This is a genomic window from Photobacterium kasasachensis (genome assembly GCF_050336885.1).
Classification (GTDB): Bacteria; Pseudomonadota; Gammaproteobacteria; order Enterobacterales; family Vibrionaceae; genus Photobacterium; species Photobacterium kasasachensis.
Genome location: NZ_JAKJSH010000012.1, coordinates 188784 through 213231 on the forward strand (window position 1 = coordinate 188784; position 24448 = coordinate 213231).

Here is a 24448-nt window from a genome sequence, read left to right on the forward strand (position 1 = left end):
AAGCTTAACTGCGAACCGGGATATAGCCAGCAGCCTGAATGTACGATTCGCCCTGAGGGCTGAATATGTAATCGATAAACGCCTTGGTGAGACCTTGTGGTTCACCTTTGGTGTTCATATACAGCTTTCGAACGATCGGATATTTGCCAGATGCACAGGCTTCGTTACTTGGGTGGATGTTGTCTAGATCGGGGGCTTTAACTGTCTGGTCGATATAGCCAACGCTCGTATAGCCAATTGCTGCCGGATCACGGGCGATAGCTGTTTTCATTGCACCGTTTGAAGGGACAACATTGGCATGGCTGACCAGTGGGATATTGTTAAGTAGTTTTTTCGAAAAAACAGCACGGGTACCACTGGCCTCGTCACGGGTAAAGACGTTAATCGCGCGGTCTTCGCCCCCGAGTTGTTTCCAGTTGCTGATTTTGCCCGAGAAGATATCAATGACTTGTTGGGTGCTTAAGCCTTCGACTGGGTTAACTGGGTTGATAATTGCAGCTACACCATCAATCGCAAAGGGGAGGGAGATGAGTCCGTGCTTAGCTTCGCTGGGTTTTAGCGGACGTCCTGTGTTGCCAATATCGACGAGCCCTTTTGCGACTTGCTGGGCTCCGACCCCGGAACCTCCACCGGCTATGGTGATTTTTATATCACGGTTTGCCTTCATGATGGATTTTGCTGCTTGTTTCATGACTGGAATGTGTGCTGTACCGCCAGCAATATTGACCGTTCCGGAAAGGCCATCAAACTTGTCGAGCTCCGTTGCCTGAGAGTGAGAGGCGAAAACGAATGCACTACAGAGTAGCAGTCTAATAACACTAGATTTAAACCACATAATATCTCCATTTATTTTTATCAGTTACATCAGTGACATGGCTGTACAATTAGCGAACAGCTTAATGGTGTGTATTGGCTTGATAAACCAGAGTTATTATGGGTGAAGGTTCATAATGTCTATTGATTTAAATCATGATTTCCATTTAGAGACATGGTGGTCAATAGACACTTTGAGAAAAATCCTCAAGAAACTTGAGGATTATAGCCTTAAAACAATAGCCGCTAAGCAATTACCTTGAGAGCAATATATGGAGCTGCGAAGTGTTATCAGCGTTCGCCTAACACTTCAAAGTCATCGTAAGCTAATTTTGCGGTGCCATCTGGTTGTATGACCCAATGCTCTTCATGTACAACGCCGAAGGCCTTGTTCATTGTCCACTCAGAGCGAAGAATGAAGCAATTGCTGTCTTTTTTCTCCCATGTTGTGTTTTGATATTCAACCTGCTGATAGCCTGAATCTATGATGTGTTGCCAGAAGCCACGAATTTCTTCTGTACCAGTGAATGTGCCAAACGGGCGAGCATGCATAACGGCATCTGCGGTGTACTGCGCGGCGCATCCAGCTGCATCTTGTTGATTGAAAGACTTTTTCCATAGTTCAATGCCAGTCTTGAATGTTTCCGGAGCCTGAGTTGTCATCGTCTTTTCCTGCTTTGCTTCATATTTAGTCGATGATTAAAGCTTAAATTAGATATTGGCGGAGAAAAACAGAGTAATATGTAAATACTGTTTGATAAAACTGAACAATACTATGAACTACCTTCGCCATATGTCTGTGTTTGCCAAAGTGGTAGAGCGGGGCTCGATAAGCGCTGCTGCCGAAGATTTGAGCCTGTCGAAGTCGGTGATCAGCCAGCACTTAAAAGTGCTTGAGCAAGAACTGGGTATTACGCTGTTGAACAGAACGACACGCAGACAAACGCTGACCGCTGCCGGGGCCGTTTTTTACGAGAAGTGCCAGCAGATGAATCAACTGGCCCAGGAAGCGTGGGAAGGGGCAAGAGAAAGCCAGCTTACACCGACAGGTTCAATAACCATTACGGCGCCGCATGCCTTGATGGGGAGTATTGTGGCCCCGGCCATCGGTGAGCTTGTGTCGGTTTACCCGGCTATTATTCCACACCTTGTCGCAGACGACGGCCGGGTTGATATTATTGAGCACGGTATCGATCTTGCGATAAGGGTCGGCGAATCAGCATCAAGCAGTTATCGTCAGCGTCGAATCGGTCAGTTCAGGGATGTGCTGTGTGGTTCCCCGCAATATATCGCTCAGTTCAGTGATACCCTCGATTTTTGCGAAGATCTGTCCGAGAAAATGGCTGACTGCAATTATGTTGCTAATGTCTGGCAGGGCAAATATGTCGTACATCATCTTTATCACCAGTCACAGCCAGAGCCTGTGACCTTGATGATGCACCCAACCCGGTTTGCAGATTCATTGCCGACAACGCTGGCATTGATTGAAGCGGGTGCCGGGCTGGGGATTATTCCCGAGTTTATATTTAGCGAACGAGAGCAGGCGGGCTGTCTGGAAGAAGCGATTCAGGGGACTTATCTTGTACCTACTCCTGTTTATGCGACGCACGCTTTTAATAGCACGGTACCATTACTGGTAAGACTGTGTATTGATGCTATTGAATCCAGGTTATCCACACCAGCATAGGTTTAACATCGCACCATACTTGCTGTTTATATAATCCCATTGAAGAATATGGATGAATTATCCATTATTTTTTCTAATCCATTTCATAATAATGTTTCGTGCGAGTAGCACGGTAATTTCTTGCCTGATAGTGATTTCCCAATTACTATCACCGCTCATAAAAACAGAGCTTGAATCTAATAATTTTTCTTAATGAGTTAATTGTTTGGAAAGGATTTATTGCTTGGTTTTTTATCCTGCATCTTGGCGGTTTTTCTTAATATACGACAAGTATTCAATATTTTATTCTGTGATGAGGGACAGGTTGTGGCTCAGCAATCTTCTTCTGCCAAAATGGCAAAATTGTTATTTTTAATAATCATTATGACCGCGGTTGGTCAGATGACGCAGACGATGTATGTGCCATCTATTCCGGCAATGTCTGATTTTTTTGCTGTTAAGTCCTCTTATCTGCAAGCTGTTATGGCGGCATATTTGATCCCTTACGGCCTGTCACAGTTTTTCTACGGGCCGCTATCGGACAGGGTTGGTCGTCGGCCGGTGATTATCATCGGGATGAGTATATTCCTTGTGGGTACGCTGGCTGCCTTGTTTGCATCATCGTTTGAGCTGTTTTTGCTTGCCAGCTTTGTTCAGGGGCTGGGGACGGGCTGTAGTGGTGCTATGTCGCGGACTGTGACGCGAGACTGTTATGATGGTGCAGATTTGCATCGGGCCAATAGCCTGGTAAGTATGGGCGTTATTTTCTCGCCATTGATCGCGCCAGTGCTGGGGGGATATTTGTCTTCGGCACTTGGCTGGCAGGCCAGCTATACCTTCCTGCTGATATTTGGTGCCCTGGTGACTCTGGCAATGATGTTCATGTTTACCGAGACATTACCGGTAGAAAATCGTCGCGCTGAACGTGTACTGGTGAGCTATCGATATGTGCTGGGCAACCGCCGCTTCCAGGGGTATGTATTGTGTCTGATTGCGACTTTTGCCGGGATTGCAGTATTTGAAGCGGCTGCGGGCGTATTGCTTGGCAGCGTGCTGAAACTGGATCCGAAGACAGTAAGCTGGCTGTTTGTATTGCCTCTGCCTGGTTATTTGGCTGGCTCTTGGTTGTCATCGGCACTGGTTAAACAGCTCGGAAATACTCGGGTTATGTACTTGGGAATGCTTGCCATTGTTGCTGGTGCGCTGGCTATTTTGATCCCGGGTATGGCGGGGCTGGTTACTGTCAGTTCATTGATTGGCGGTGCTTTTGTTTACTTTATTGGTGCAGGTATCTTATTCCCTGCAGCAACAACTGCAGCGATTGAGCCTTTTCCGCATCATGCTGGCACAGCCGGAGCCGTATTGGGTGGGCTTCAAAATCTGGGCGCGGGATTGGCAACTCTGGCAGCATCATTGATGCGAGCAGAAGACCAGTATAGCCTGGGCGCGGTGATGACAGTAATGGCAGTATTGGTTGTGCTAAGCCTGTTGTGGGTTCGCCGCAGCCAGCAACACGATACACCTGTTCTGGCGTAAGAGACGGCAGGCATAGCGGATAAGAAACCGCGGATAAATAAAAGGCGGAACGTATGTTCCGCCTTTTATATATGGGGTGTCGTGAGATTAATCTCGTTTCCAAAGAATATGGCAGAACTTGTTTTCCGGATCGCGGCTAACGAGCATGCGAGCAAACACATCATCCAGCTCGTCGTTTTCTTCATTGACTAGGCCGATGCGAACCTCGGCGAAAACTTCTTTATCGACATCGAAACCGACATGGCCTGCCCAGTCGTCTTTTGTCTCGACGATCTCAGCTGCGCCGCGATCTTCAAATTGTGCGGTGAATAGAATAACGTCAGCAGGCTCCAGGCTGTCGGCAGCCATTTCAAGGAAAATGTCGTAAGCCGCGTCAATAACGTCGTCGTAAGAAATCAGGTTTGAAGTTTCCATGAACTACATAAATCTCTGGTATTGATTGAGGCACTATTATACCCACTAAGCTCAAGCTTGGCGATAAAGTCCTCGAACGGCATCGGCCGATCGAAGTAATACCCTTGGCAGAACTCGATCCCTAGTTGTGCAACATGCGATGCTTGTTCTGCAGTCTCGACGCCTTCGGCAACCAGAGAGCACTGAAGCTTATGCCCCATTTCAACGATGTTGCCAAGAATAGAGTGGGTGACGGCATCTGTGACAGAAGACGCAACAAAGGTGCGATCTATCTTCAAAGTGTCGAAACTGAGCATTTGTAGCGTCGATAACCCGGCGTAACCGGTACCAAAATCATCTAGTGCCCAGCGTACTCCTACGTTACGAAGATTTTCCATGCCTGCCAGTAGTGCACCAATGTCGACATTGGCGAAGGTTTCACGTTCGGTAAACTCTAGCGTTATGTCATGCTGCAACGAAGGGTGCTGTTTTATCATGGTTATCAATGAGTCAACGTATTTCTTGTTGGCAATCATAGATGCCGTTACATTTATTGATAGATAAAATGTTGGCGAAATTTCATTAATTACCATCTTCTCGTAAGCGGCTTTTTCAAGAAGCTGAAGTGTGATTTGTTGAATTTGACCTGACTGCTCTGCCGCGGGAATAAACTCGGCAGGCGAGATGATAATACCGTGAGGATGCAGCCATCGAACCAGTAGCTCAGCGCCTTGCCACTCACCGGTTTGAGCGTTAACGATAGGTTGGTAAAATGCAAAAAACTCTTTTCTATTAATACCACCCTGAATATCACTGCGTAATGAGTATCGCCAGTTGAAATATGCATAACTGAGTAATGTGATGATTACAGATAGGCTTATTATTACTAAAATCGCATAGGGAAGTTGATTAAGGTAAACACCGACAAGCATATCATTGGTGTAACCAGTCACCACCGAGTAGGGGTATTTGTTAGAATTGGCCGAGATAGAGTACAAAATAGGACTCGATAGATTCTGCTCGCAGTGATATGACGTCTCGTTGAGGTCATCCAACATACAGCCATACAAAAATCTTTTATCTGTCAGTTGCTTAAGCCAGAATCTCATGTATTTGATATCAAATAGAACTTTATACCAACCCGCATTGACTGGAAGTATGAAAAAAACGCCGTCAATATGTCTTCGCTGACTGAATGAGCGGTAAATTACCTGCTGGCTGTTATTGGTAATGTGATTCAGTTGTAAGGGGGTTAATAGTTGTTGGGTATCGATGTTTCTGTCACCGCACAGAATATTACCACTTTCAATGTAGGTGATTTCTTGTAATACACTGGAGTTAAACACCATCTCTTCAAGCTTATCTCGGCTCTCTTCACTGCATGGCAGATATATATTACTGAGTGAGTTTAGTTGGTTATCAACATTTTCCAAAACCTTGTCCATAGTATCGATCAGGTAGGCGACAGTTTCCTCTGAGCGATTATTGGCTTGATATTTTACCCATGCGACATTAAAAAAAACACCGATAATAGCAGTAAAAAATAGCAGCTTAATGATGTGGGTTTTCTTCATTATGGTAGGTAATAGCTAAGTAAAGGTTTAAATGAAGGGTGAGAGGATATATGAGTTTTGTTGGATTGAATATAAGAATTAAAGATTTATTAATATAACTTGAATTAAGTCATTTTATTGGCGTGTATATTCTATTTGTGCCGATTATATGTCACATGAAGCCCAGTAAACCATACATATTAACGCTCTCAAATGATGCTTAAGAATTGTTTTGTACTTGTGTAATGAGTTAGATTATTCGATCTGTAAAGCTATGATTTGATAGAATGTCATCTGCAGGTGTTGACTCCTGCGGAAGAAAGATTGAATACGACAGATCCTTGAAGGAAAAATGTGTGGCGAGAGCTCTACCTGTAATTGATGGCGATACGCCTTTTCAACATTTCTATACGCCAGTATTACTGGACGCAGTAAAGCAGTTCAAGGCTGGATTAGGCGAGCCGCTACATAGTATTTACGCGTTCGGCAGTGTTGCCCGTCGAGAAGCCATCGCCGGAAAATCAGATCTCAACCTGACAATCATTGTTAAGCGCCCTCTGAATGCGTCAGAACAGTCGGTGCTGAGCACTATCCGCTTGCGACTTGCTTCCCGGCATGCTGTTATCCCTGCTGTTGATTTGAAAGTAGTTGAGATCAGTGAAGTTCTGTCTATAGAGTCAATATTTACCTGGGGTTTCTGGCTAAAACATTGCTGTATCTGCTTATATGGTGATGATTTGTCCACGCGTTTTGGACTTTTTGAAGCTAGCTGGGATATTGCCAAATCGCTGAACGGAGATATTGGCGATGAGCTGAGCAGCTATCGCAAGAAAATAATGGCGACCAAGGTTGTTCAGAATTATTTGGACTACTGTGAATATATCAGTAAGAAAATGCTGTGGAGCTGCTTTTCTTTGGTGATGCACCGGGAGCAAAATCTTGCGCTGTCTATAGAACAATGTGCCGAGGCTTTTATTAAATATTATCCCGAGAAAGAGTTGGAAGTAGAACGCTTGTTTATTTTAGCCAGTCGCCAGCAGGTACCCAAGAAGGCCTCGTTGTTTATGATGGACTCTTTTGGTGGGTGGATAGTCTCTGAATTTGATCGTATCGATCGTAAAATTGGTTAACCTTTCATGAGGAAGGCTCGCGCTGCCTCGTAATCTAATTTGTTGTGCTTGAGGTATTTTTGCAAACTCATTCAACGGGCTTTGTACTAACAAGGCAAAGTCGAGACGTACGTGGCCAAACAGAGATCGTGCTATGGGTCAAAACCGAACAGGGGCCTTGTCGTCTCATTGTCCAAGGTGACAAACCTGTCTGTTTTGTGACTAGCCATGATCAGCCCAATGCGGAAACTATTCTTCGTGCTGGAAATATGTCGGTCAGCTGGCGTCAACTGCCGTTAAAAAGCTTTCAGCACAAACCAATGTACGCCTGTTATGCCCAGACGGTTCGCGATAGCTTGCAATTGACGACGTTGCTGCGCTCTGAAGGCATTGAGGTGTTTGAGGCCGATATCCGATTGGCTGATCGCTTTTTGATGGAGCGTTTCATTCGTGGCGGCATTGCGTTTAGCGGCCACAGCCAGCAGAAAGCAGGCTACCTTGAGTATCAGCAGGTAAAAGCGAAAGCAGCTGACTATATTCCCAAGCTCTCCGCGGTTTCTCTGGATATAGAGTGCTCTGAGAAGGGCGTATTGTATTCGGTAGGCTTACATAGTGAGCAGGATAGCCGTGTGATTATGATCGGTGCATCAGTTGAGGACGAAGCAGAAAACAGCTGGGTGCAATGGGTGGATTCTGAAAAAGATCTGCTGCTTGCCCTGGAATCTTGGTTTATCCAGTTCGATCCCGATATTGTTATTGGCTGGAATGTGATTGATTTTGATTTTCGGCTTCTGCTCAAACGTGCTGAATGGAACAAGCTCAGCCTGCGGATAGGAAGGGGGAAACAGCCCCCACATTGGCGCCAGTCGAACCAAAACCCCAACCAAGGTTTCATTACCATCCCGGGTCGGGTGGTGTTAGACGGTATTGATACGCTGAAAACGGCCACGTTTAATTTCCGTTCCTGGTCGCTGGAGTCTGTCTCGCAGGAATTGCTGGGCGAAGGAAAGCAGATACATAATGTGCATGATCGCATGGACGAAATTAATCAGATGTTTCGCCATGACAAGCTTTCCCTTGCCCGATATAACCTGCAGGACTGTAAGCTGGTCTCGCGAATATTTCAGCATACGCACTTATTGGATTTTGCGGTGGAGCGAAGTCGGTTGACGGGTGTCGAGCTTGACCGCATCGGTGGCTCTGTTGCTGCCTTTACCAACCTTTATCTTCCTCAACTACACCGTGCCGGTTATGTAGCGCCTAGCCTGGATAGCGAAAACTGGATTGCCAGTCCTGGCGGCTATGTCATGGATTCCAAGCCAGGTTTATACAATTCGGTACTAGTGCTGGATTTTAAATCCCTGTATCCATCTATTATCCGCTCATTCCGTATTGATCCTATGGGGCTGGTGGAAGGTCTTCAGCTTGAAGAAGGCAAGGGTGATGGGCAGGCGGTTGCTGGTTTTCGTGGCGGGCGCTTCCATCGTGAGAAACACTTTCTGCCCAAAATGATCGAGGACCTCTGGCAGGCGCGTGATCAGGCCAAACGTGACGGTGAGAAGGCATTCTCTCAGGCGATTAAGATCATAATGAATTCGTTTTACGGGGTGCTGGGATCGTCTGGATGCCGTTTCTTTGATCATCGGCTGGCATCATCAATCACCATGCGTGGCCATGAAGTATTGTCGTGCACCAAAGACATGATTGAAGAGAAGGGCTATACCGTTATCTATGGGGATACGGATTCCGTTTTTGTTCATTTAGGAAAAAGCCATACGCAAGAAGAAGCCGATTCTGTTGGCCGACAGTTGGTTATTGATATTAACGCAGCCTGGGAGCAGCGACTGCGGGATGAGTATAACCTTGATTGCTATCTTGAGCTTGAGTACGAAACCCATTATCAGAAGTTCTTGATGCCGACGATCAGAGGGGCCGAAACAGGGTCGAAAAAACGCTACGCCGGGCTGGTGGTTGAGAACGGTAAGGAGAAAATGGTGTTCAAAGGGCTGGAAACCGTGCGTACTGACTGGACACCACTGGCTCAAGAGTTTCAGCAAACGCTTTACGATATGGTCTTCCACGATCAGGATGCTGATGAATATGTCCGGGACTATGCCAATAAGACACTGGACGGTGAGCACGATCACTTGCTGGTGTATCGCAAACGGCTGCGACGAAACTTAAACGAATACCAAAAGAATATCCCGCCGCAGGTGCGAGCAGCCCGTATGGCTGATGAGATGAATGCCAAATTAGGTCGTCCTCTGCAGTATCAAAATAAGGGGGTGATTGAGTATGTGTTTACCATTGCGGGGGCTGAACCGCACGAGTTCAGGCAGAGCCCTATTGATTACAATCATTACCTTGAGAAGCAGTTAAAACCGGTTGCTGACGGGATCTTACCGTTTATAGGCAAGCACTTTGATGACATTACCGCGCCGCAGATGGGGCTGTTTTAATTTGTCCCTTGATGAAATCACAATACAATGACAAAAAAACGCGCTAGAAAGCGCGTTTTTTTGGATCGGATAAGATCAGGCTTGATCAGTTGAAGAACTCAACGTTATTCACGGTTGATTTAACGGCATGGATAGGATCAAAGTTGATAGCGCCACGATTCGGTGTACAGATTTTAAATACATTCCCGCAATCGAAAATAGCCAACACAACTTCATCGGTACGAAAGACCGCTGGTAATGTTTTGCCGATCTCGCAAGTGCAGCTGTTGCCTTCGTGTTCCCACTCGAGCTTGAACACACGCTGGGCTTGAGCTGGCGCAGAGACATGATTGGCAATTGATGAAAAAACAGACTCGGCCTGGGCTGGGCTAGACGCCGATGGTACAAAAAAATCCATGGTTCCCTCCTGATATACGTAGCAAAGAGAAATAGTCAGTCTACGTTAATAAATATTCAAGCTATCGGTCCTGATAACCCGGAAACAGTAACAGAATAGGGGAACACTTGGCAACATACTTGAATAATCAAGCATAATAAATTGTCTGACATATACCCATTATGCCTGCTGACTTCATCTATTGATCAGAAAGCGTTAACCTGACTGGCAGCCCAGTTTCTCACTCTGCGAAACAAGATTGGACGTGGTGTTGGCTTCTGCATATTATCAATTAAGGTATTAGATGCGGGGAGGGTAGGATGGAGCAACTTGAGTTTTTCTCAATCCCTAGCCCATGTGTCGGGGTATGCCAGGTAAATGAACGCGGGTATTGCAAGGGTTGTATGCGGAGCCGGGATGAGCGCTTTAACTGGCAGAAGATGACGGCAGATCAACAACGTAATACTTTGCGGCTATGCCGACAGCGCTATATAAGGGTGATGCGCAGAAGCAAAGCAGACAATCAGCAATTATCGCCTGAGCAGAATTTAAGTCCGCAGCAGTCATTATTCGACGAGTAAGGCCAAACAACCTAACCCACAGATGTAAAAAAAGCGCCATAAAGGCGCTTTTTTAGAAGAGTATGAACTCGCAATTAGATGCGGATGAAGTCCATGTGCTCAACTTTTGGCTTGTACGCGTGACGCTGGATGTCTTGTGGCTTAACCTTAACTTCTGCGCCGTCGATCACTAGAGTGATACCTTCGTAGAACTCAGGCTTGTCCATCTGGTTGATAACTACGCTGTGCTCTAGAGCGATTGCAATCGGAGCTGCTTCGCCACCGTAAACGATTGCTGGGAACTGCTCTGCGTGACGTAGACGGCGGCTCGCACCTTTACCTAGGTCTGTACGTACTACTGCTTCAAATTTCATCTTAAATACTCTTTAAGTTAACTAAATCGGACTACATGAGTAATGCGACCTTACTCAATGTCCTAAATCGAGCGCGGATACTAACATTGGAATGTGCATCCAGCAAGATAAATCCGTGAAAAGTCGTTTAAATATCTATATTAGCAGCTGCCTGTGCATTCCTTCCCCGTTTTAGCCGTTAATTGCCCAGTATCGAGTGAGATATCCATATTGGTGTTGATATCTATCTGACATATAACTAGCTAAAATAATTTAAGAAATTGCAAGCGTATTTTTACACCCAAAGACGCCAAAAGGCCGAAAACGCGAACTAGATCACATTGATAATGATAGTAATTCTCATTATTGTTTGTAACAATCCGTCCCGTCTTCTAATTGATAATACTATCTATAAGCAGGGACTATGAATTACAAGCTTAATATCATTGCCAGTTCAGTTGTGCTGGCTCTTTCTCCATCACTTCAGGCACAAGAAGAAATATCCATTTTTGATGAAGTTGTTGTTTCGGGTACACGCTCGGAGCAAAGTATTAAAAATGTGCCGGCAAGTGTTTCTAAAGTGACGTCTGAAGAAATAGAACAGAATCTGGCAACTGATGTAAAGCAGGCTTTGAAGTATGAGCCAGGAGTGACGGTGAATGGCCGTGGCCGTTTTGGCATGGAAGACTTTACGATACGTGGTATGAGCGGTAGCCGGGTTAAGGTGATGGTTGATGGTGTAGAGCAACCTTCTTCCTATAACCCGGGCGCTGATGTGATGCGCAAAAACTCAAATACGTTCGAAGTGGATACACTGACGGCGATTGAAGTGAATAAAGGCCCTTCCTCGAGCCTATACGGTAGCGATGCGCTTGGTGGTACTGTGCTATTGAGAACCAAGAATCCGGAAGACCTTCTGGAAGCGGGCGATGATACTCATGTTGGCGTAAAAACAGGTTATGCCAGCGCCAACGATGAATACAAAGCGACGGTAGAGGTGGCAAACAGAACCGGTGACCTTGAGTCATTGCTGATCTACACTTATCGCGATGGTCATGAAACGCAAGCTCACGGTGACGGTGCTGACATTGAAGGCCCGGATCGTGGTGCTGCTGATCCATTCAATATTGCTTCACACAATGTGCTGGGCAAGATTTTCTATCAAATCAATGATGAGCACCGTGTTGGCTTTACCGGTGAATACTACACCCGAAGTGCTGATGGTCGTATTCTGTCTCGTGAAGGTTACGATGGCGGTGGCGGTTTCATGCCTGGCTTTGTTTATACAAATGTACGTGCCGATGATAAAGACGAGCGCGTAAGGCTAGGAGTTGAGCACGAATGGTTGGCAGGTAATGTGGCTTTTGATTCGTTGGAGTGGAAACTGAACTGGAGCCACAGTGAATCAGAGCATGACAGTTATGATCACACTGGCCGATATCAAAATCGTAAGCGTGCAAGATCGGGTACCGATGAGAGTGTTCAGTTCGATGTGCAGCTACAAAAAGAAATTCAGCTGGCCGCGAGTCGTCATGAGCTGACTTACGGTGTTGCGGCATCTGATAACTCTTTCGAATTGGAATACACGGATCACTTCCTGGATGACGGGACGTCTAAACCAGGTACGACGGAAGTGCCAAAATCTGATTCTGAAAAGCGCGCTATTTTCGCCCAGGATCAGATGTTCTTCATGAATGATAAACTGGTAGTGACAGCTGGTCTTCGTTATGACGATTATAAAGCGACTCCGGAAGCTTCATCTGGCTTAGAAGAGCATAACAGCGATTCGCTTACTTCACGTTTGGGTGCGGTATACCATTGGAACAACAATTTCAGTACTTATGCCCAATATAGTGAAGGGTTCCGAGCGCCTACCATTCATGAGCTTTATTACGATAAAGACAATACATCTCACGGCTACAAGATTGTCTCAAACCCTAATCTTAAGCCAGAAGAGAGCAAGTCTTACGAGGTTGGTCTTCGCGCAAGTAACGGTGTCGGCGCTCTGGAACTGTCTGCGTTCTACAACGACTACACCAACTTTATTAAAGAAACAACGACGGAGGAAGGCGGCATCGATGTTACAACCAATGAGAATATCGATGAAGCTGAAATCTATGGTGCCGAATTCAAAGGTAGCTTGTGGTTAGATGAAGCGTTGGGTGCACCGATGGGTTCATATGCGCGTCTATCTCTAGCCTATCTTGACGGTGAAGATAAAAAATCCGGCGAAACGCTTAACACGATTGCCCCGTTTACAACGGTTGTTGGCTTAGGGTACGACGCACCAAGCGAGATGTGGGGGAGCGAGCTGAGCGTGACTATGGTTGCTGCTAAGTCTGCCGATGACTGGGAAGCGCCTGAAGAAGGTAGCGATCCGAATGTGGAAGCGCCAAGCTACACTGTGGTAGATCTGACGGCATACTACCGTCCTGCGAATGATTTGACGTTACGTGCAGGACTGTTCAATGCCTTTGACGAGAAGTACTGGCAATATCAGGATCTTGAAGGCGTTACAGCGTCAACTCAGGGTGTCGATAGCCGCACTCAGCCTGGCCGTAACTGGGGTATCACGCTGGACTACAATTTCTAGTTGAGTGTTGTTCCTAGCAAAATAAGAAAGACCGCCAAGTGCGGTCTTTCTTGTATATAGATAATATCGCCATTGTTTGATGATTGCTTATTAGCTTTTTTGGTACTGGTCCAGATCGAACAGCTTATCCCGGATTGCCCAGAAACGACCGCTTTTTCGGGCTATAATAATTTCCGGCGGGCGTAGACGGTGTTCATTATTGGCCACTTTGGTCGGAGCCGTATCTGTAAAAGGGCGATGGCGATCTACCAGATGCGGGTTGATAAACTTCTTCAGGAAGCTATCTTTCTGGGTTTTGGTCGCCAAGGGCCAGACTTCACTGATTTCGGAGCCTTCGTCACTGGTGTAAATCACCTTGAGTTGGGGTTTGTCGAACTTGTTTTTCCCCGGTTCCAGGCGTAGATCAGTACACTTCATGATCATGGCGTCTTTGAGCTTCAGCGCATCGCGGAGCTTTTTGTCGGGATCAACCATCACGGCATTGCATAGGTGGCAGCGTCGGGCAGCGATATCATTGTCTGCGCCGCACTCCTTGCAATATTTGGCCCTGAAGCGATATCCGCATTCCTCGCGCTCGCCATCATCGTCTTCAAAGTAGCCCTGACAGCGACGGCCATAGTGCTCGATAAGAAAACCGGCAGGATCGAGTTTTCCCCAGAAGCTATTTTTAAAGCCGCAGGCCGGGCAGGGAACCATGATCACTTCACTATCGCTGTTAGGTTTGGGATCGCCAACTTCTGGCTGATAAAGGTCGTAGCAGTTTCCGGCATATTCCAGAATCAGACAGTCTTTTTTTCCTTCAAACAAACGCAGGCCACGTCCGACAATTTGTTGGTAAAGGCTGATCGATTCTGTCGGTCTTAAGATAGCAATCAGGTCGACATGGGGGGCGTCAAACCCGGTTGTCAGCACCGAGACATTCACTAGGTATTTGATTTCTTGCCGCTTGAACGCTTCGATGATCCGGTCTCGTTCGTCGAGCGGAGTATCACCAATCACCAAAGCGGCATTTTCACTGGCAAGGTAACCCATGATTTCCTGAGCATGGTTCACTGTCGAGGCAAAAATCATCACGCCACGGCGATCCTTGGCGTAGTCGATAACCTGCTCGATGATCATAGGTGTTGCACGGGATGACTTTTCGATCACACTATCTAAATCGGCTTCACGGTAGTTGCCGTTAGCTGAAGGCTTGAGGCTTGAGAAGTCATAGCCCATAACCGCCATATCCATAACCTTGGGCTCGGTAAGAAAGTTCTCATCCAGCAGATAACGGATAGGTAGCTCGAAAATGCAGTCTCGGAAGAAGCGATCCTGCTCGGTACGGACCTGGCCGCGGGTGTGGTATTTGTAGATCCACCCCATGCCGAGGCGGTAGGGGGTTGCCGTTAGGCCAAGGATCTTGATCCCCGGATTAATCGCCTGCAGGTGGCTGATCACTCTCCGGTAGGCGCTGTTCTCATCATCGGGCACTCGGTGGCACTCATCAATAACCAGCAGGGAGAACTCATTGGCAAATTGATCAAGACTGTTCACCATCGACTGGACCGAAGCGAAGACAACCTGGCGATCCGTTTCCTTTCGTCCTAGCCCGGCCGAGAAAATAGAGGCCTTCAGGCCATAGCTTTCGTATTTGCTGTGGTTCTGCTCGACCAGCTCTTTGACGTGGGTCAGAACCAGTACACGGCCGCGGGCTATACGGGCAAGTTCGGCAACCACAAGGCTTTTTCCCGCGCCGGTCGGCAAGGCAAGTACCGCCGGGGTACTGTGTTTGCGAAAATAATGTATCGTCGCTTTGACGCTGTCTTGCTGATAGGGGCGGAGGGTATACATATTCACTACTACTGATGGAGATCAACGGATGAGCCAGTTTGCTCTCGAGGGAGAGAGTGTACCTGAAAGCTGTAGCCAATGGCGATAGGGGGAAACTGTTGATATGTATCGGCCCACCATTAAGTGAGCCGGGATAGGGAGGATAGGTATAGCGTGTGTAACAACGACATATTGAGAGGCTAAATCGTTTTGTTCAGAGCTACATTCAGAGCGTTGCTCAATTTTATAGCGTTAAGACGCAATGTTCAGCGGCATCTCTTCCTGTTTGATCACCTTGGTCATCATGCAAAACTGTCGACGAGGAACAAAGCCGTGTTTTTCATAGAAGCTTCTTGCTCCGGCATTACCGATGTTCACTTCGAGCGACAGGGCATGTACACCCGCTTCGGTCACGTGTTGCTCGATTTGTGGGATCAGTGCAGTTCCTATACCTTGCTGTCTCCATTCTGGCTTGAGATAGAACTGATCGATGAGACCAATGCGGCCCCCATATTCGAGGCTGAAGCTATAACTGACGATGATGTGGCCAGCGATCAGTTTCTCGCCTTCTTGTTCGACTTCGATAAACCAGGCCTGACCTAGCTCCGGGTTACTGATTAACTGGTGAACCGCTTGACTCGTCTGTTCGGCTTTTTGAGGGAGGACTTCATATTCAAAGAGTTCCTCAACGAGTTTAAGTAGCATATCTGTTGATGACAAACTTGGCGCAACAAGTGAGATGTTCATAGTACGACCTTTGTTGTTAGGTTTTTTCATCAAATCCGTTCTGATGATACTGTATGTTTATACGTAACCTATGTGTAACATGTTCATAATTAAAGACCACGAAAAGCCAGAAATGTTCTATTTTTTGTAGCTTAGTTTGTGTTTGATTGAAAAGCTGGATCTTTCTCTCAGTTGCGGAAATTCTTCGTAAAAAAGATTGCAGATTGCCATGCACCTGTGTCTATGTCCGCTTCGATAAAATTGGTATGATACGCGTTTTTGCACCATGCGGAGCCAGTAATGAGGCTTGATAAATTCCTAAGTACCACTTTGGGTATTACCCGTAAAGAAGCCGGTAAACTATTAAAAAACAAACAAATTGAAGTGAACGGCGAGACCGTGAAAAACGGTTCGTTGAAAGTAACCGATGACTGCGACGTCGAGTTTAACGGCCGTTCTCTGAGCTTCAGCGGGCCAAGGTACTTCATGCTTAACAAGCCACAGGGCTTTGTATGCTCCCATGTCGATGATTACAACCCGACGGTGTTTGTGCTGTTGGACGAGGTCAGCCCGGAGAAGCTGCATGTGGCAGGGCGTTTGGATGGTGATACCACCGGATTGGTATTGTTGACTGATGACGGTCAATGGTCACACCGTATTACGTCTCCTCGCCACGAGTGCGAGAAAGTGTATTACGTTGAACTGGCAGATCCGCTACCGGAAGAGACGATTCAGACATTTGCCGAAGGGGTACAGCTGCGCGGCGAGAAAGAGCTTACTCGTCCGGCCAAATTGGAGATCTTAAGTGAGCGTGAAGCGCTAATCACCATTTCGGAAGGAAAGTACCACCAGGTGAAGCGAATGTTTGCGTCGGTGGGTAACAAGGTTGTCGGCTTGCACCGTGAGCAGGTGGGTAATATTGAGCTAGACGAAGAGCTGGAGCCGGGCGAGTACCGTCCGCTGACAGACGAAGAGATAGCCTACTTTCTGAAGTAACAGAGACAGAAAGAGCGACAGACAAGGGCGGTATATCCGTCCTTTTTTGTGCCTGTTAGGGCAATTATATCGTTGGGTAAAACAGAAATAGATAATTTCCCGCCAGGAAAGAAAATTCGTCGTACAATATCCGGCTACCTGTTCGAACCTCCAGTATTGAGAATTTATGACGACACAAGACAGTCAGAAGCTGAGCTTGCAATTGATCCTTATTTTGGGTGCCATTGCTGCGCTAACCCCGCTGGCAATAGACATGTACCTTCCTGCTATGCCAAGTATTGCAAGAGATTTGGCTGTTTCCCCAAGTGCTGTACAAACAACCTTAACAGCCTATACCGCCGGCTTTGCCATCGGACAGCTATTACACGGCCCTCTGGCCGATAGTTACGGGCGTAAGCCAATTCTGATTATTGGCGTGGTGCTTTTTGCCATTGCAGCCTGCGTCAGTGCAATGAGCCAGGGTATCGTCGAGCTAACTTGGGTACGTGCGGCTCAAGGCTTCGCTGGTGCCTCGGCGGCGGTCATCATTCAGGCTCTGGTGAGGGATATGTTCGAACGTGAGGAGTTTGCCCGTACCATGTCATTTATCACCCTGGTGATGACAATTGCTCCGCTTGCGGCCCCGATGATTGGTGGTTATCTGTCGATTTGGTTTGGCTGGCGTTCTATCTTCTGGGTACTGGCCCTGTTTGCCGTTATCGTCATTGTGGCTGTACTGGGTAAAATTCCGGAAACGCTACCTGTTGAAAAGCGACTGCCTTTTCATCTTGGCTCGACTTTGAGAAATTATGCCCGCATGCTCACCACACCTACTGCGGTTGGTTTAATTTTCAGCAGCGGTTTTTCTTTCGCCGGAATGTTTACGTTTCTGACCGTTGGCTCCTTTGTCTACATTGATTTGTATCATGTCAGCACTGAAAACTTCGGTCTACTGTTTGGTTTGAATGTTGTGTGTTTGATCCTGATGACCAGCATTAACGGTCGGCTGGTGAAAAAGATGGGATCGCACTGGATGCTGCGTTTTGGCCTGATTATTCAGCTAATTGCCGGTATCGGCCTAGTGTGTGGTCAACTTTTTGAATTCGGCTTGTGGGGCGTCGTTGTTCCCGTCATGCTTTTTGTCGGTACCATTTCTATTATCGGTAGTAACACGATGGCCTGTCTGCTGGCCAAGTATCCACATATGGCGGGCACGGCATCTTCGCTGGCAGGGACGATGCGATTCGGTACCGGAACCGTTGTTGGCGGGATGGTTGCGATGATGCCAGATGCAACAGTTTGGCCAATGGCATTGACCATGGCGACATGTGCAGTATTATCTGCGGGTTTTTATTGGTTTATGTCCCGAGACGCTTAAGGCACCACATGGCAAACTTTTATCAAGAAATTTATAAACTGGTCTCTGATGGGCTTCAGGAACTGGCCGATTCCCAGCAGGCGGGTAAAACGCCTCATAACCCGGTCAGTGAGACTCACTTCCTGAGTGCCTGGGTCACCAAGGCAATCAAACAGCAGCGTTATGATCACTGTTTGGCCAAAACATTGCTGGCTTGGCAGCAGCAGGCCCGTAGTATGGGGAAAAATGCCCAGCTGAAGCAGCAGTTTGAGCATATTTATCAGACCTTTTCAGGTATTCCTCGTGATGAGGACGTTGCCAGAGCGACGACAAGCGAGCAGCTTGAATCTCTTTATGAGTTATTGGAAGACGCTGACTGGCTCGTGACGACAGAATATGAAGTAAACCGGAAAGTGACGCATCATACCGATGGTCAGGCTTCGCTGGTGGTATGTTCGAAGCAGTTCAAAGAAGGGATTTCTGAGCAGGGTGAGGTGATTAAGCCAATATCGCTCTATGTTCGTGGTGATGCACAGTTCTTTGTCGATACCGCCTATAAAGCGGGACTACTGATGTATAAAGTCACCGACTATAAGTCGAAAGTGAAGTATCACGGTGAATATATTATTTACCCGCACAACGGCGGTACACACCTGCCTGAGTTGCCGACAGCTTCTTGAGTCTTCATAAGTACTGATTAGTACACGTTTTGATATTTTGGCAGGCAATACTCGATTTGAGCTTGTATCTCGCCTGCCTTTTCTAACATATTTTTGCCCCTTAGTGAGTTTCGACCTTTTTTAGATTGATTAAAATATCTAATGGATGTGCCACTACAAATATCATTTCTGATTAATTCAACCAGGTAGAAAGTAAGTTGCATCAGAAGAGTTTGTTTTGATCACACATTATTAATCGAGGTTCGTATTATCATCTTCACCAAGTAATCACATTTCCCAAGGTACTGAAATGAATAGAGTGTTTGCAGAGATCCAACAGCTATGCAAAGACATAGTGTCAACAACATTGACGCTATTTAAGGTGATGATCCCTATGATTATTCTGGTCGAAATCGCAGATAAGTTAGGTGGGGTAGAACTTCTTAGTGAGCTGTTAGAGCCGTTGATGAGTATATTAGGGCTACCTAGCTCGATGGCTCTTGTATGGGCAACCACCATGTTGACCAACTTGTATGCTGGCATACTAGTCTTAGTTAATACCGATGTTGCATTGAGTGTTGCTCAAGTAACTGTCCTTGGCAGCCTATTACTTGTCTGCCATGGCCTTCCCATTGAAGGGATGATCTCTAAGCGAGCTGGCGTGCCAATGTGGACAACGTTAGCAGTGAGAATTGGCGGCGGTTTATTATTTGCGTGGCTACAAGCTATCTACTACGCACATACAGAACAAAGCCAAGAGCTTGCTCAGATCCTGTGGAGCAATGATACAGCGGGTTATGCCAATTACTATGAATGGACGTTAGGTCAGATTGAAAATCTCTTTGCCATCTTTTGTGTGATATCTGCTCTTATCGTGATGCTGAGACTGTTAAAGCTCTTTAGAATCGAGCATCTAATGTCGTTGTTGATGGTGCCTTTTTTGAAGGTACTAAGAGTCAGTCGGGAGGCGGCTAACTTGGCTGTTATCGGCATCACATTGGGTCTTTCCTATGGTGGTGGTTTGATTATCAATGAATCCCAAAAAGGGCGCCTCACGAAACATGATGCGGTAATCACAGTGTTACTTCTGAACTTGGTTCATAGCGTATTTGAAGATACCGCTTTGATTATGTTACTTGGCGCTGACCTAAACATGATTCTGTGGGCTAGGATAGTTTTCTCAATTGTTGCGATGGCAGTTATCTCTCAGATCTATCTAACGGTGGTCGCCAAAAAAAGCACAAAAGTTTATCAATAAATGCCAGCATTAGGAGCAACGCAACCCGCTAATTTCTCTGTCTCTTGAAATTCGCAACGAGGTTTTGTCCAACTGCGAGTCAGCTTAGTTGCTGCTGACATTGTGTTTGCGCACCAGCTATCAGCTTTAAATAGCACTACAGAGCGCCTAGGATTTTAGCTGGCTGATGCATCAACTAATACCAATTTGGATAGCAACTGGCTATGGTGTGAGTAGACCCTGTCGGTAGTAATGATTTACAAAAGAGGATAAAAAAACAGCTAAAGAAAAACACCGAGAAGCTATACAATACTCGAGTTGCGAGGTCGCAGCATGGGATACTCATTCACAGAAAACCTCAAAGTAGCCACATATGTCTAAAGATTTTAATTTCACCACAGAATACACTCTCGACAAGGCCTTTTTTGCAGAGTGTTATGATCAAACTAGTCGTCCTGCTGAATTTCCCAAAGCCTATTTAAAAGGAATACTTTTTCTTCTTTTTGGGGTGGTTTTAGTAAAATTTGAGCTACTACCCAGCGGTTACGTTGGTTGGTTCTTTATTGTTTTGAGTATTATTGAGGTGCTTAGTGTTTATTTTAAGAGAACCTGGTGGTTATGGCGACAAACACTTAGCATGAGCTCTGGAAGCAAAGTGGTATTTCATGTCGACTCTAACGGTGTAAGTTATAAAAGCGGTAAAAACACCCGTAACATCGCCTGGAGTGAAATCGACCAACTTCAACAAAGCGATTTAGGTTTTATCCTTCATATGGGTAAACAGCGCCAATATGTCAGTAAATCTTGCTTAAATGATGAAGTGATCGCGTTCATGGTAGAGCAGCACGCAGTATCAAAAATGAACTAACGTCAATGCACGCAAAATAGAGGTAATGAAACGAATACGTCAGGTCTTTCACTTTGCTTTTGATTAGAATGGTTGAGCTTCTAGCTAGGGGTGAAGTATCACGGTGAATATATTATTTACCCGCACAACGGCGGTACGCACCTTTCTGAATTGCCAACGGCTTATAAAGTACAGCTAAATATGTGCTTACTTTTAAACGGTCTGATATTTTGGCAGGCAAAGAGATACTGGAACTGAGTACCTCTTGCCTGCTTTTTATAATTTGTTTATGCCCATAACCTCTCATTTTTGTCAAAAACGGGACTCCAAACCCGATATTATCTCCTGCATCGTTATACAATTTAGCTGAAAGGCGTAACTCAGAACTGGACAGAAGCGAGCCAGTCTATTTGGTCGAGATATACCTGATAGAAAGCTTTCCATGTTCCAAATAGCAAAACGGCATCGCTTCTTTAAGCATATTTATCCTTACGCTGTGTTTGTATTAGTCTTAGAACTGAATTTATATATTAAGGCGCTTTCACCTTGGTATTGATGATGCTGTGAGTAAAGTTTAAAGGTTGTGTAGATGAGAAGTTTAGGATTAAAAAAGGTACTGATTTTATCAGTTGTTCTTCTAGTTGGATTGTCCGTTTCTATTTCTAGCTATGTACTTTTTTTGCAAGAAAAACAGGGCTTAACCAATGATATTATTAAGAATGGTCAAGATTATGTTAAGGGGCAAAGTCTTGCTATCGAAAGTCTTATTAATGAAAAAGTGAATGGGCTGAGTGGGCTCGCCAAATTGTATAAAAATCAAGACTTTCAAGGTAGTAGTGATGAAATTATTCAACAAGCAAAAATTTTAGCTGCAACCTTTAATACTGGAAGTGCCGCGATTTCATTTGAAGATGGTCGATCGTTCTGGAATGTTGAGGCAGAAGATTATCCTGATCACTTGTATACAGGTGATGTTAGAAAATTAAGCTGGTATATAGAAGGACGCCAAGCGCCAGGGGTTACTGTCTCGGAGCCTTACCTATACGGAAGTACGTATTGGATAACTATTATTGAAAAAATTAACAATGGTGCTTTTTCCACGGATATGGAGTTGGGGTTTCTAAATGAAATCGTCAAAAGGGCCAATAATCTGCCGGGTACCACGGCTGTCATTTTAAATAGCGACACGACTATCCTGGCAAGTTCGTCACCAGATTTGGAACTAGGGAAGAAAGCGACCTCTTACCAGTGGTTTTCAACGTTGGCTAATAAAGCGGTGGATCAAGATAGTACAACGGAGACCTACCACGTTAATGGGGAAGAGAAGATATTTTTCTCACAGAGAATAAAGGCTGGAGACAAAAATTGGTATTTTTGTATTGGTATAAATGAATCGGTTGCGTTTGCTAAATTGGATGCTTCAGCTACTTCAGCAATAGTTATCACATCTCTAGCAGTTATCATCAGCATGCTACTTACTTTTGGTATCCTAAATATACTTTATCGCCCCATTATCGCCTTAAAACAGACAATTCTTGACTTATCCAGTGGTAATGGCGATCTCACTCAGCGCATTGAAGTTCGTACTGATGATGATTTGGGTCAAATATCTCAAGGTATTAATCAATTCATTGAAAACCTGCAAGGTATGATGCTGGAGATAAAAAGTACAACGGTAGAGTTGCAATCTCATACTGAGCGCATGCGAGAGCAATCTAAAAAAAATGATGAGAATTTAAATTCACATTTAGCCGAAACTGAGCAAGTCGTTACTGCAATCGAAGAAATGAATTCAACAGCGGATGCGATGGCAACAGATGCGTCTAATACTGCTGAAATTACGCAAAGAGCCAATGAGGTTGGTAGTACTTCACGTATTATTGCCGAACAATCAAAGAAAACCATTTCTGACCTTATCACTGATGTTGATAGTGCCGTTGACAATGTTGCTCAAATGAGTGAAAAAACAGAAAACATTAATGGCATTTTAGAGGTAATAAATAGCATTGCTGAACAAACAAACCTGTTAGCTTTAAATGCTGCAATTGAAGCGGCGCGCGCAGGCGAACAAGGCAGAGGTTTTGCGGTTGTTGCTGACGAAGTACGTAGCTTGGCAAGCCGTACTAAAGACAGTACAGAAGAGGTCGAATCCGCGCTAGAGTCTCTACTTCAAGGCACTCAAGATGTCGTAAAATCAATGGATAACACAAAATCTCGTTGTCAAGAGACGATTTCTAGCTCGAGTGAGGTCGAAGAAAGCTTAGGTTCTATGAGCGATTTCGTGAATGATATTCATGATTTAAGCTCGCAGATCGCAACTGCCGCTGAAGAACAAAGCTGCGTAACTCAAGAACTGACCCGGAACATGACAGAAATAAACAATATCGTTCGTGAATTAGAAGAGAATGGTAAGAGCGCTCTTCAAGAGGCTGATGATATTGCCAATTTAAATAAACAGCTTTCAGCTATTGTGGGACGTTTTAAATTGTGATGAAGTAAACTTAATTGGTTACCCGTACTATTATTTATATATCAAAGCCTTGACGGAAGTTGAGGCTTTATTTTAGGTCAACACTCCGGCTCGTCAGGCAAAAATACCTATACCCAAACTACCTCAAGAGGCTATTTCAGCGAGAATTACTTGGCTACTAGGCTAGGCACCGATTAGCAAATCTAGTGTTTCTACATTAATAATCGGTAACAACGCATAGAAGCCCCTATCTACTTAAAAGAACAGGAGCTCGCCCTTTGGGAGATAGCCAGTTGGTTCGGCATTCCGACGCCCATTTCTGTGTCAAATAACGTTGAAAGGACGACCATTCCTACCCTTATTTTTCTTGAACTGAACACGCTGAACTCACTCTGAATCCTGCATCTTGAGGTAGTTTGTGCTCCTTCAGTCAATGCCGATAAGTCAAGGGGTAGTTAATCGGTAAAAAAATTCTGGCAAACTTTGGGGAAGAAATGTTTGAACGAGTTTATTCGAATAAAGCGGCAGTTTAATTGGCGGTTTGATCTCGAAAACCTGCTGGAAGAGCTAATTTATGCAAGTATCCGTACAGCGCCGATGCCCCAGCGTTTACTTAGACTGGCTGAGGCTCGGTGTGGTAATCAAGAAAAATTAAGCTTTAGGTAGGATTGTTTCTACTTCGCTATGTGGACGAGGGATAACATGAATACTTACAAGTTCACCTACATTTTTAGCAGCAATTGCGCCTGCATCTGTTGCTGCTTTTACAGCGCCAACATCACCACGTACCATAACAGTAACTAAGCCGCTGCCAACTTGTTCACGTCCAACAAGTTCGACGTTTGCAGCTTTTACCATAGCATCAGCAGCTTCTATCGCGCCAACCAAACCTTTAGTTTCAACCATTCCTAGGGCATTTAAAGACATGTTATTCTCACTTTTTGTTTAATTAGT

22 protein-coding genes are annotated in these 24448 nt (G+C 45.5%); 13 read left to right on the forward strand and 9 right to left on the reverse strand.

The window, feature by feature from the left end:
* Positions 1-4 precede the first annotated feature (4 nt).
* Both L4D19_RS17845 and L4D19_RS17850 read right to left on the reverse strand, forming a co-directional pair.
* The gene (locus L4D19_RS17845; protein ID WP_428453588.1) at positions 5-835 is read right to left on the reverse strand and encodes a phosphate ABC transporter substrate-binding protein; all 831 of its coding nucleotides are present in this window, start codon (positions 833-835) and stop codon (positions 5-7) included.
* A gap of 269 nt (positions 836-1104) precedes the next feature.
* The gene (locus L4D19_RS17850) at positions 1105-1476 is read right to left on the reverse strand and encodes a nuclear transport factor 2 family protein (protein WP_075767769.1); all 372 of its coding nucleotides are present in this window, start codon (positions 1474-1476) and stop codon (positions 1105-1107) included.
* A 112-nt stretch (positions 1477-1588) separates the two neighbouring features.
* Between L4D19_RS17850 and L4D19_RS17855 the strand changes: the two genes are divergently transcribed.
* Together L4D19_RS17855 and emrD are read left to right on the forward strand one after the other, a co-directional pair.
* A complete protein-coding gene (locus tag L4D19_RS17855) occupies positions 1589-2500 on the forward strand; it encodes a LysR family transcriptional regulator (RefSeq protein WP_428453589.1) in 912 nt (303 codons plus the stop codon).
* Positions 2501-2833: 333 nt separating this feature from the next.
* On the forward strand, positions 2834-4015 hold the full coding sequence (gene emrD, locus L4D19_RS17860; RefSeq protein ID WP_160648519.1) for a multidrug efflux MFS transporter EmrD: 1182 nt from the start codon (positions 2834-2836) through the stop codon (positions 4013-4015).
* 87 nt (positions 4016-4102) lie between these two features.
* Here the strand turns inward: emrD and L4D19_RS17865 are convergent, their stop codons facing one another.
* Both L4D19_RS17865 and L4D19_RS17870 read right to left on the reverse strand, forming a co-directional pair.
* Positions 4103-4429: an HI1450 family dsDNA-mimic protein gene (locus L4D19_RS17865; protein ID WP_428453590.1), complete on the reverse strand. Its 327-nt coding sequence runs from the start codon at positions 4427-4429 to the stop codon at positions 4103-4105.
* Positions 4411-5982, reverse strand: coding sequence for an EAL domain-containing protein (locus tag L4D19_RS17870; RefSeq protein WP_428453591.1), 1572 nt, complete (start codon positions 5980-5982; stop codon positions 4411-4413). Before L4D19_RS17870 ends, L4D19_RS17865 begins: the two co-directional genes overlap by 19 nt.
* Positions 5983-6317: 335 nt before the next feature.
* Between L4D19_RS17870 and L4D19_RS17875 the strand changes: the two genes are divergently transcribed.
* Positions 6318-7091, forward strand: coding sequence for a nucleotidyltransferase domain-containing protein (locus L4D19_RS17875; protein ID WP_428453592.1), 774 nt, complete (start codon positions 6318-6320; stop codon positions 7089-7091).
* Positions 7092-7150: 59 nt separating this feature from the next.
* The gene (locus L4D19_RS17880; protein ID WP_428453593.1) at positions 7151-9529 is read left to right on the forward strand and encodes a DNA polymerase II; all 2379 of its coding nucleotides are present in this window, start codon (positions 7151-7153) and stop codon (positions 9527-9529) included.
* 85 nt (positions 9530-9614) lie between these two features.
* Here the strand turns inward: L4D19_RS17880 and L4D19_RS17885 are convergent, their stop codons facing one another.
* Positions 9615-9926: a hypothetical protein gene (locus L4D19_RS17885; RefSeq protein ID WP_428453594.1), complete on the reverse strand. Its 312-nt coding sequence runs from the start codon at positions 9924-9926 to the stop codon at positions 9615-9617.
* Between the two features lie 299 nt (positions 9927-10225).
* Here L4D19_RS17885 and L4D19_RS17890 point away from each other — a divergent pair, with 299 nt between their 5' ends.
* On the forward strand, positions 10226-10486 hold the full coding sequence (locus tag L4D19_RS17890; protein ID WP_428453595.1) for a DUF1289 domain-containing protein: 261 nt from the start codon (positions 10226-10228) through the stop codon (positions 10484-10486).
* 74 nt (positions 10487-10560) lie between these two features.
* Here L4D19_RS17890 and rplY read toward each other — a convergent pair whose 3' ends face one another.
* Positions 10561-10839 carry a 50S ribosomal protein L25 gene (rplY, locus tag L4D19_RS17895; protein WP_160648477.1) on the reverse strand — a complete coding sequence of 93 codons (279 nt, stop codon included), beginning with the start codon at positions 10837-10839 and terminating at the stop codon, positions 10561-10563.
* Positions 10840-11242: 403 nt separating this feature from the next.
* Here rplY and L4D19_RS17900 point away from each other — a divergent pair, with 403 nt between their 5' ends.
* Complete coding sequence (locus tag L4D19_RS17900) at positions 11243-13411, forward strand: TonB-dependent hemoglobin/transferrin/lactoferrin family receptor (protein WP_428453596.1); 2169 nt, start codon at positions 11243-11245, stop codon at positions 13409-13411.
* A gap of 90 nt (positions 13412-13501) precedes the next feature.
* Here L4D19_RS17900 and radD read toward each other — a convergent pair whose 3' ends face one another.
* Entirely contained in the window at positions 13502-15244 is a 1743-nt protein-coding gene (radD, locus tag L4D19_RS17905; RefSeq protein ID WP_428453597.1) for a DNA repair helicase RadD, read from the reverse strand.
* Positions 15245-15475: 231 nt separating this feature from the next.
* Complete coding sequence (locus tag L4D19_RS17910) at positions 15476-15970, reverse strand: GNAT family N-acetyltransferase (RefSeq protein ID WP_428453598.1); 495 nt, start codon at positions 15968-15970, stop codon at positions 15476-15478.
* A 279-nt stretch (positions 15971-16249) separates the two neighbouring features.
* Here L4D19_RS17910 and rsuA point away from each other — a divergent pair, with 279 nt between their 5' ends.
* The 7 genes from rsuA (at position 16250) to L4D19_RS17945 (ending at position 23515) form a co-directional block, all read left to right on the forward strand.
* Positions 16250-16945 (forward strand): 16S rRNA pseudouridine(516) synthase RsuA, encoded by a 696-nt coding sequence (gene rsuA / locus L4D19_RS17915; RefSeq protein ID WP_428453599.1) that lies wholly within the window; start codon positions 16250-16252, stop codon positions 16943-16945.
* A gap of 166 nt (positions 16946-17111) precedes the next feature.
* Positions 17112-18302, forward strand: a complete 1191-nt coding sequence (locus tag L4D19_RS17920) for a Bcr/CflA family multidrug efflux MFS transporter (protein WP_428453600.1) — start codon at positions 17112-17114, stop codon at positions 18300-18302.
* Positions 18303-18310: 8 nt separating this feature from the next.
* Positions 18311-18961 carry a DUF2913 family protein gene (locus tag L4D19_RS17925; protein ID WP_428453601.1) on the forward strand — a complete coding sequence of 217 codons (651 nt, stop codon included), beginning with the start codon at positions 18311-18313 and terminating at the stop codon, positions 18959-18961.
* 289 nt (positions 18962-19250) lie between these two features.
* Positions 19251-20198: a hypothetical protein gene (locus tag L4D19_RS17930; RefSeq protein ID WP_428453602.1), complete on the forward strand. Its 948-nt coding sequence runs from the start codon at positions 19251-19253 to the stop codon at positions 20196-20198.
* Positions 20199-20550: 352 nt separating this feature from the next.
* Positions 20551-21045 (forward strand): YcxB family protein, encoded by a 495-nt coding sequence (locus tag L4D19_RS17935; protein ID WP_428453603.1) that lies wholly within the window; start codon positions 20551-20553, stop codon positions 21043-21045.
* A gap of 90 nt (positions 21046-21135) precedes the next feature.
* Complete coding sequence (locus tag L4D19_RS17940; RefSeq protein WP_428453604.1) at positions 21136-21282, forward strand: hypothetical protein; 147 nt, start codon at positions 21136-21138, stop codon at positions 21280-21282.
* A 331-nt stretch (positions 21283-21613) separates the two neighbouring features.
* Positions 21614-23515 carry a methyl-accepting chemotaxis protein gene (locus L4D19_RS17945; protein WP_428453605.1) on the forward strand — a complete coding sequence of 634 codons (1902 nt, stop codon included), beginning with the start codon at positions 21614-21616 and terminating at the stop codon, positions 23513-23515.
* Positions 23516-24145: 630 nt separating this feature from the next.
* Here L4D19_RS17945 and L4D19_RS17950 read toward each other — a convergent pair.
* Positions 24146-24421, reverse strand: a complete 276-nt coding sequence (locus L4D19_RS17950) for a BMC domain-containing protein (protein WP_075765454.1) — start codon at positions 24419-24421, stop codon at positions 24146-24148.
* Positions 24422-24448: the final 27 nt, after the last annotated feature.

Bases quoted from the DNA above. Each gene is read 5' to 3' on its own strand.
- emrD (WP_160648519.1), top strand. From the start codon at position 2,834: ATGGCAAAATTGTTATTTTTAATAATCATTATGACCGCGGTTGGTCAG.
- L4D19_RS17930 (WP_428453602.1), top strand. From the start codon at position 19,251: ATGAATAGAGTGTTTGCAGAGATCCAACAGCTATGCAAAGACATAGTG.
- L4D19_RS17890 (WP_428453595.1), top strand. From the start codon at position 10,226: ATGGAGCAACTTGAGTTTTTCTCAATCCCTAGCCCATGTGTCGGGGTA.
- L4D19_RS17870 (WP_428453591.1), bottom strand. From the start codon at position 5,982: ATGAAGAAAACCCACATCATTAAGCTGCTATTTTTTACTGCTATTATC.
- L4D19_RS17950 (WP_075765454.1), bottom strand. From the start codon at position 24,421: ATGTCTTTAAATGCCCTAGGAATGGTTGAAACTAAAGGTTTGGTTGGC.
- L4D19_RS17900 (WP_428453596.1), top strand. From the start codon at position 11,243: ATGAATTACAAGCTTAATATCATTGCCAGTTCAGTTGTGCTGGCTCTT.
- L4D19_RS17925 (WP_428453601.1), top strand. From the start codon at position 18,311: ATGGCAAACTTTTATCAAGAAATTTATAAACTGGTCTCTGATGGGCTT.
- radD (WP_428453597.1), bottom strand. From the start codon at position 15,244: ATGTATACCCTCCGCCCCTATCAGCAAGACAGCGTCAAAGCGACGATA.
- L4D19_RS17910 (WP_428453598.1), bottom strand. From the start codon at position 15,970: ATGAACATCTCACTTGTTGCGCCAAGTTTGTCATCAACAGATATGCTA.
- L4D19_RS17935 (WP_428453603.1), top strand. From the start codon at position 20,551: ATGTCTAAAGATTTTAATTTCACCACAGAATACACTCTCGACAAGGCC.
- L4D19_RS17850 (WP_075767769.1), bottom strand. From the start codon at position 1,476: ATGACAACTCAGGCTCCGGAAACATTCAAGACTGGCATTGAACTATGG.
- L4D19_RS17885 (WP_428453594.1), bottom strand. From the start codon at position 9,926: ATGGATTTTTTTGTACCATCGGCGTCTAGCCCAGCCCAGGCCGAGTCT.
- rplY (WP_160648477.1), bottom strand. From the start codon at position 10,839: ATGAAATTTGAAGCAGTAGTACGTACAGACCTAGGTAAAGGTGCGAGC.
- rsuA (WP_428453599.1), top strand. From the start codon at position 16,250: ATGAGGCTTGATAAATTCCTAAGTACCACTTTGGGTATTACCCGTAAA.
- L4D19_RS17865 (WP_428453590.1), bottom strand. From the start codon at position 4,429: ATGGAAACTTCAAACCTGATTTCTTACGACGACGTTATTGACGCGGCT.
- L4D19_RS17855 (WP_428453589.1), top strand. From the start codon at position 1,589: ATGAACTACCTTCGCCATATGTCTGTGTTTGCCAAAGTGGTAGAGCGG.
- L4D19_RS17845 (WP_428453588.1), bottom strand. From the start codon at position 835: ATGTGGTTTAAATCTAGTGTTATTAGACTGCTACTCTGTAGTGCATTC.
- L4D19_RS17945 (WP_428453605.1), top strand. From the start codon at position 21,614: ATGAGAAGTTTAGGATTAAAAAAGGTACTGATTTTATCAGTTGTTCTT.
- L4D19_RS17920 (WP_428453600.1), top strand. From the start codon at position 17,112: ATGACGACACAAGACAGTCAGAAGCTGAGCTTGCAATTGATCCTTATT.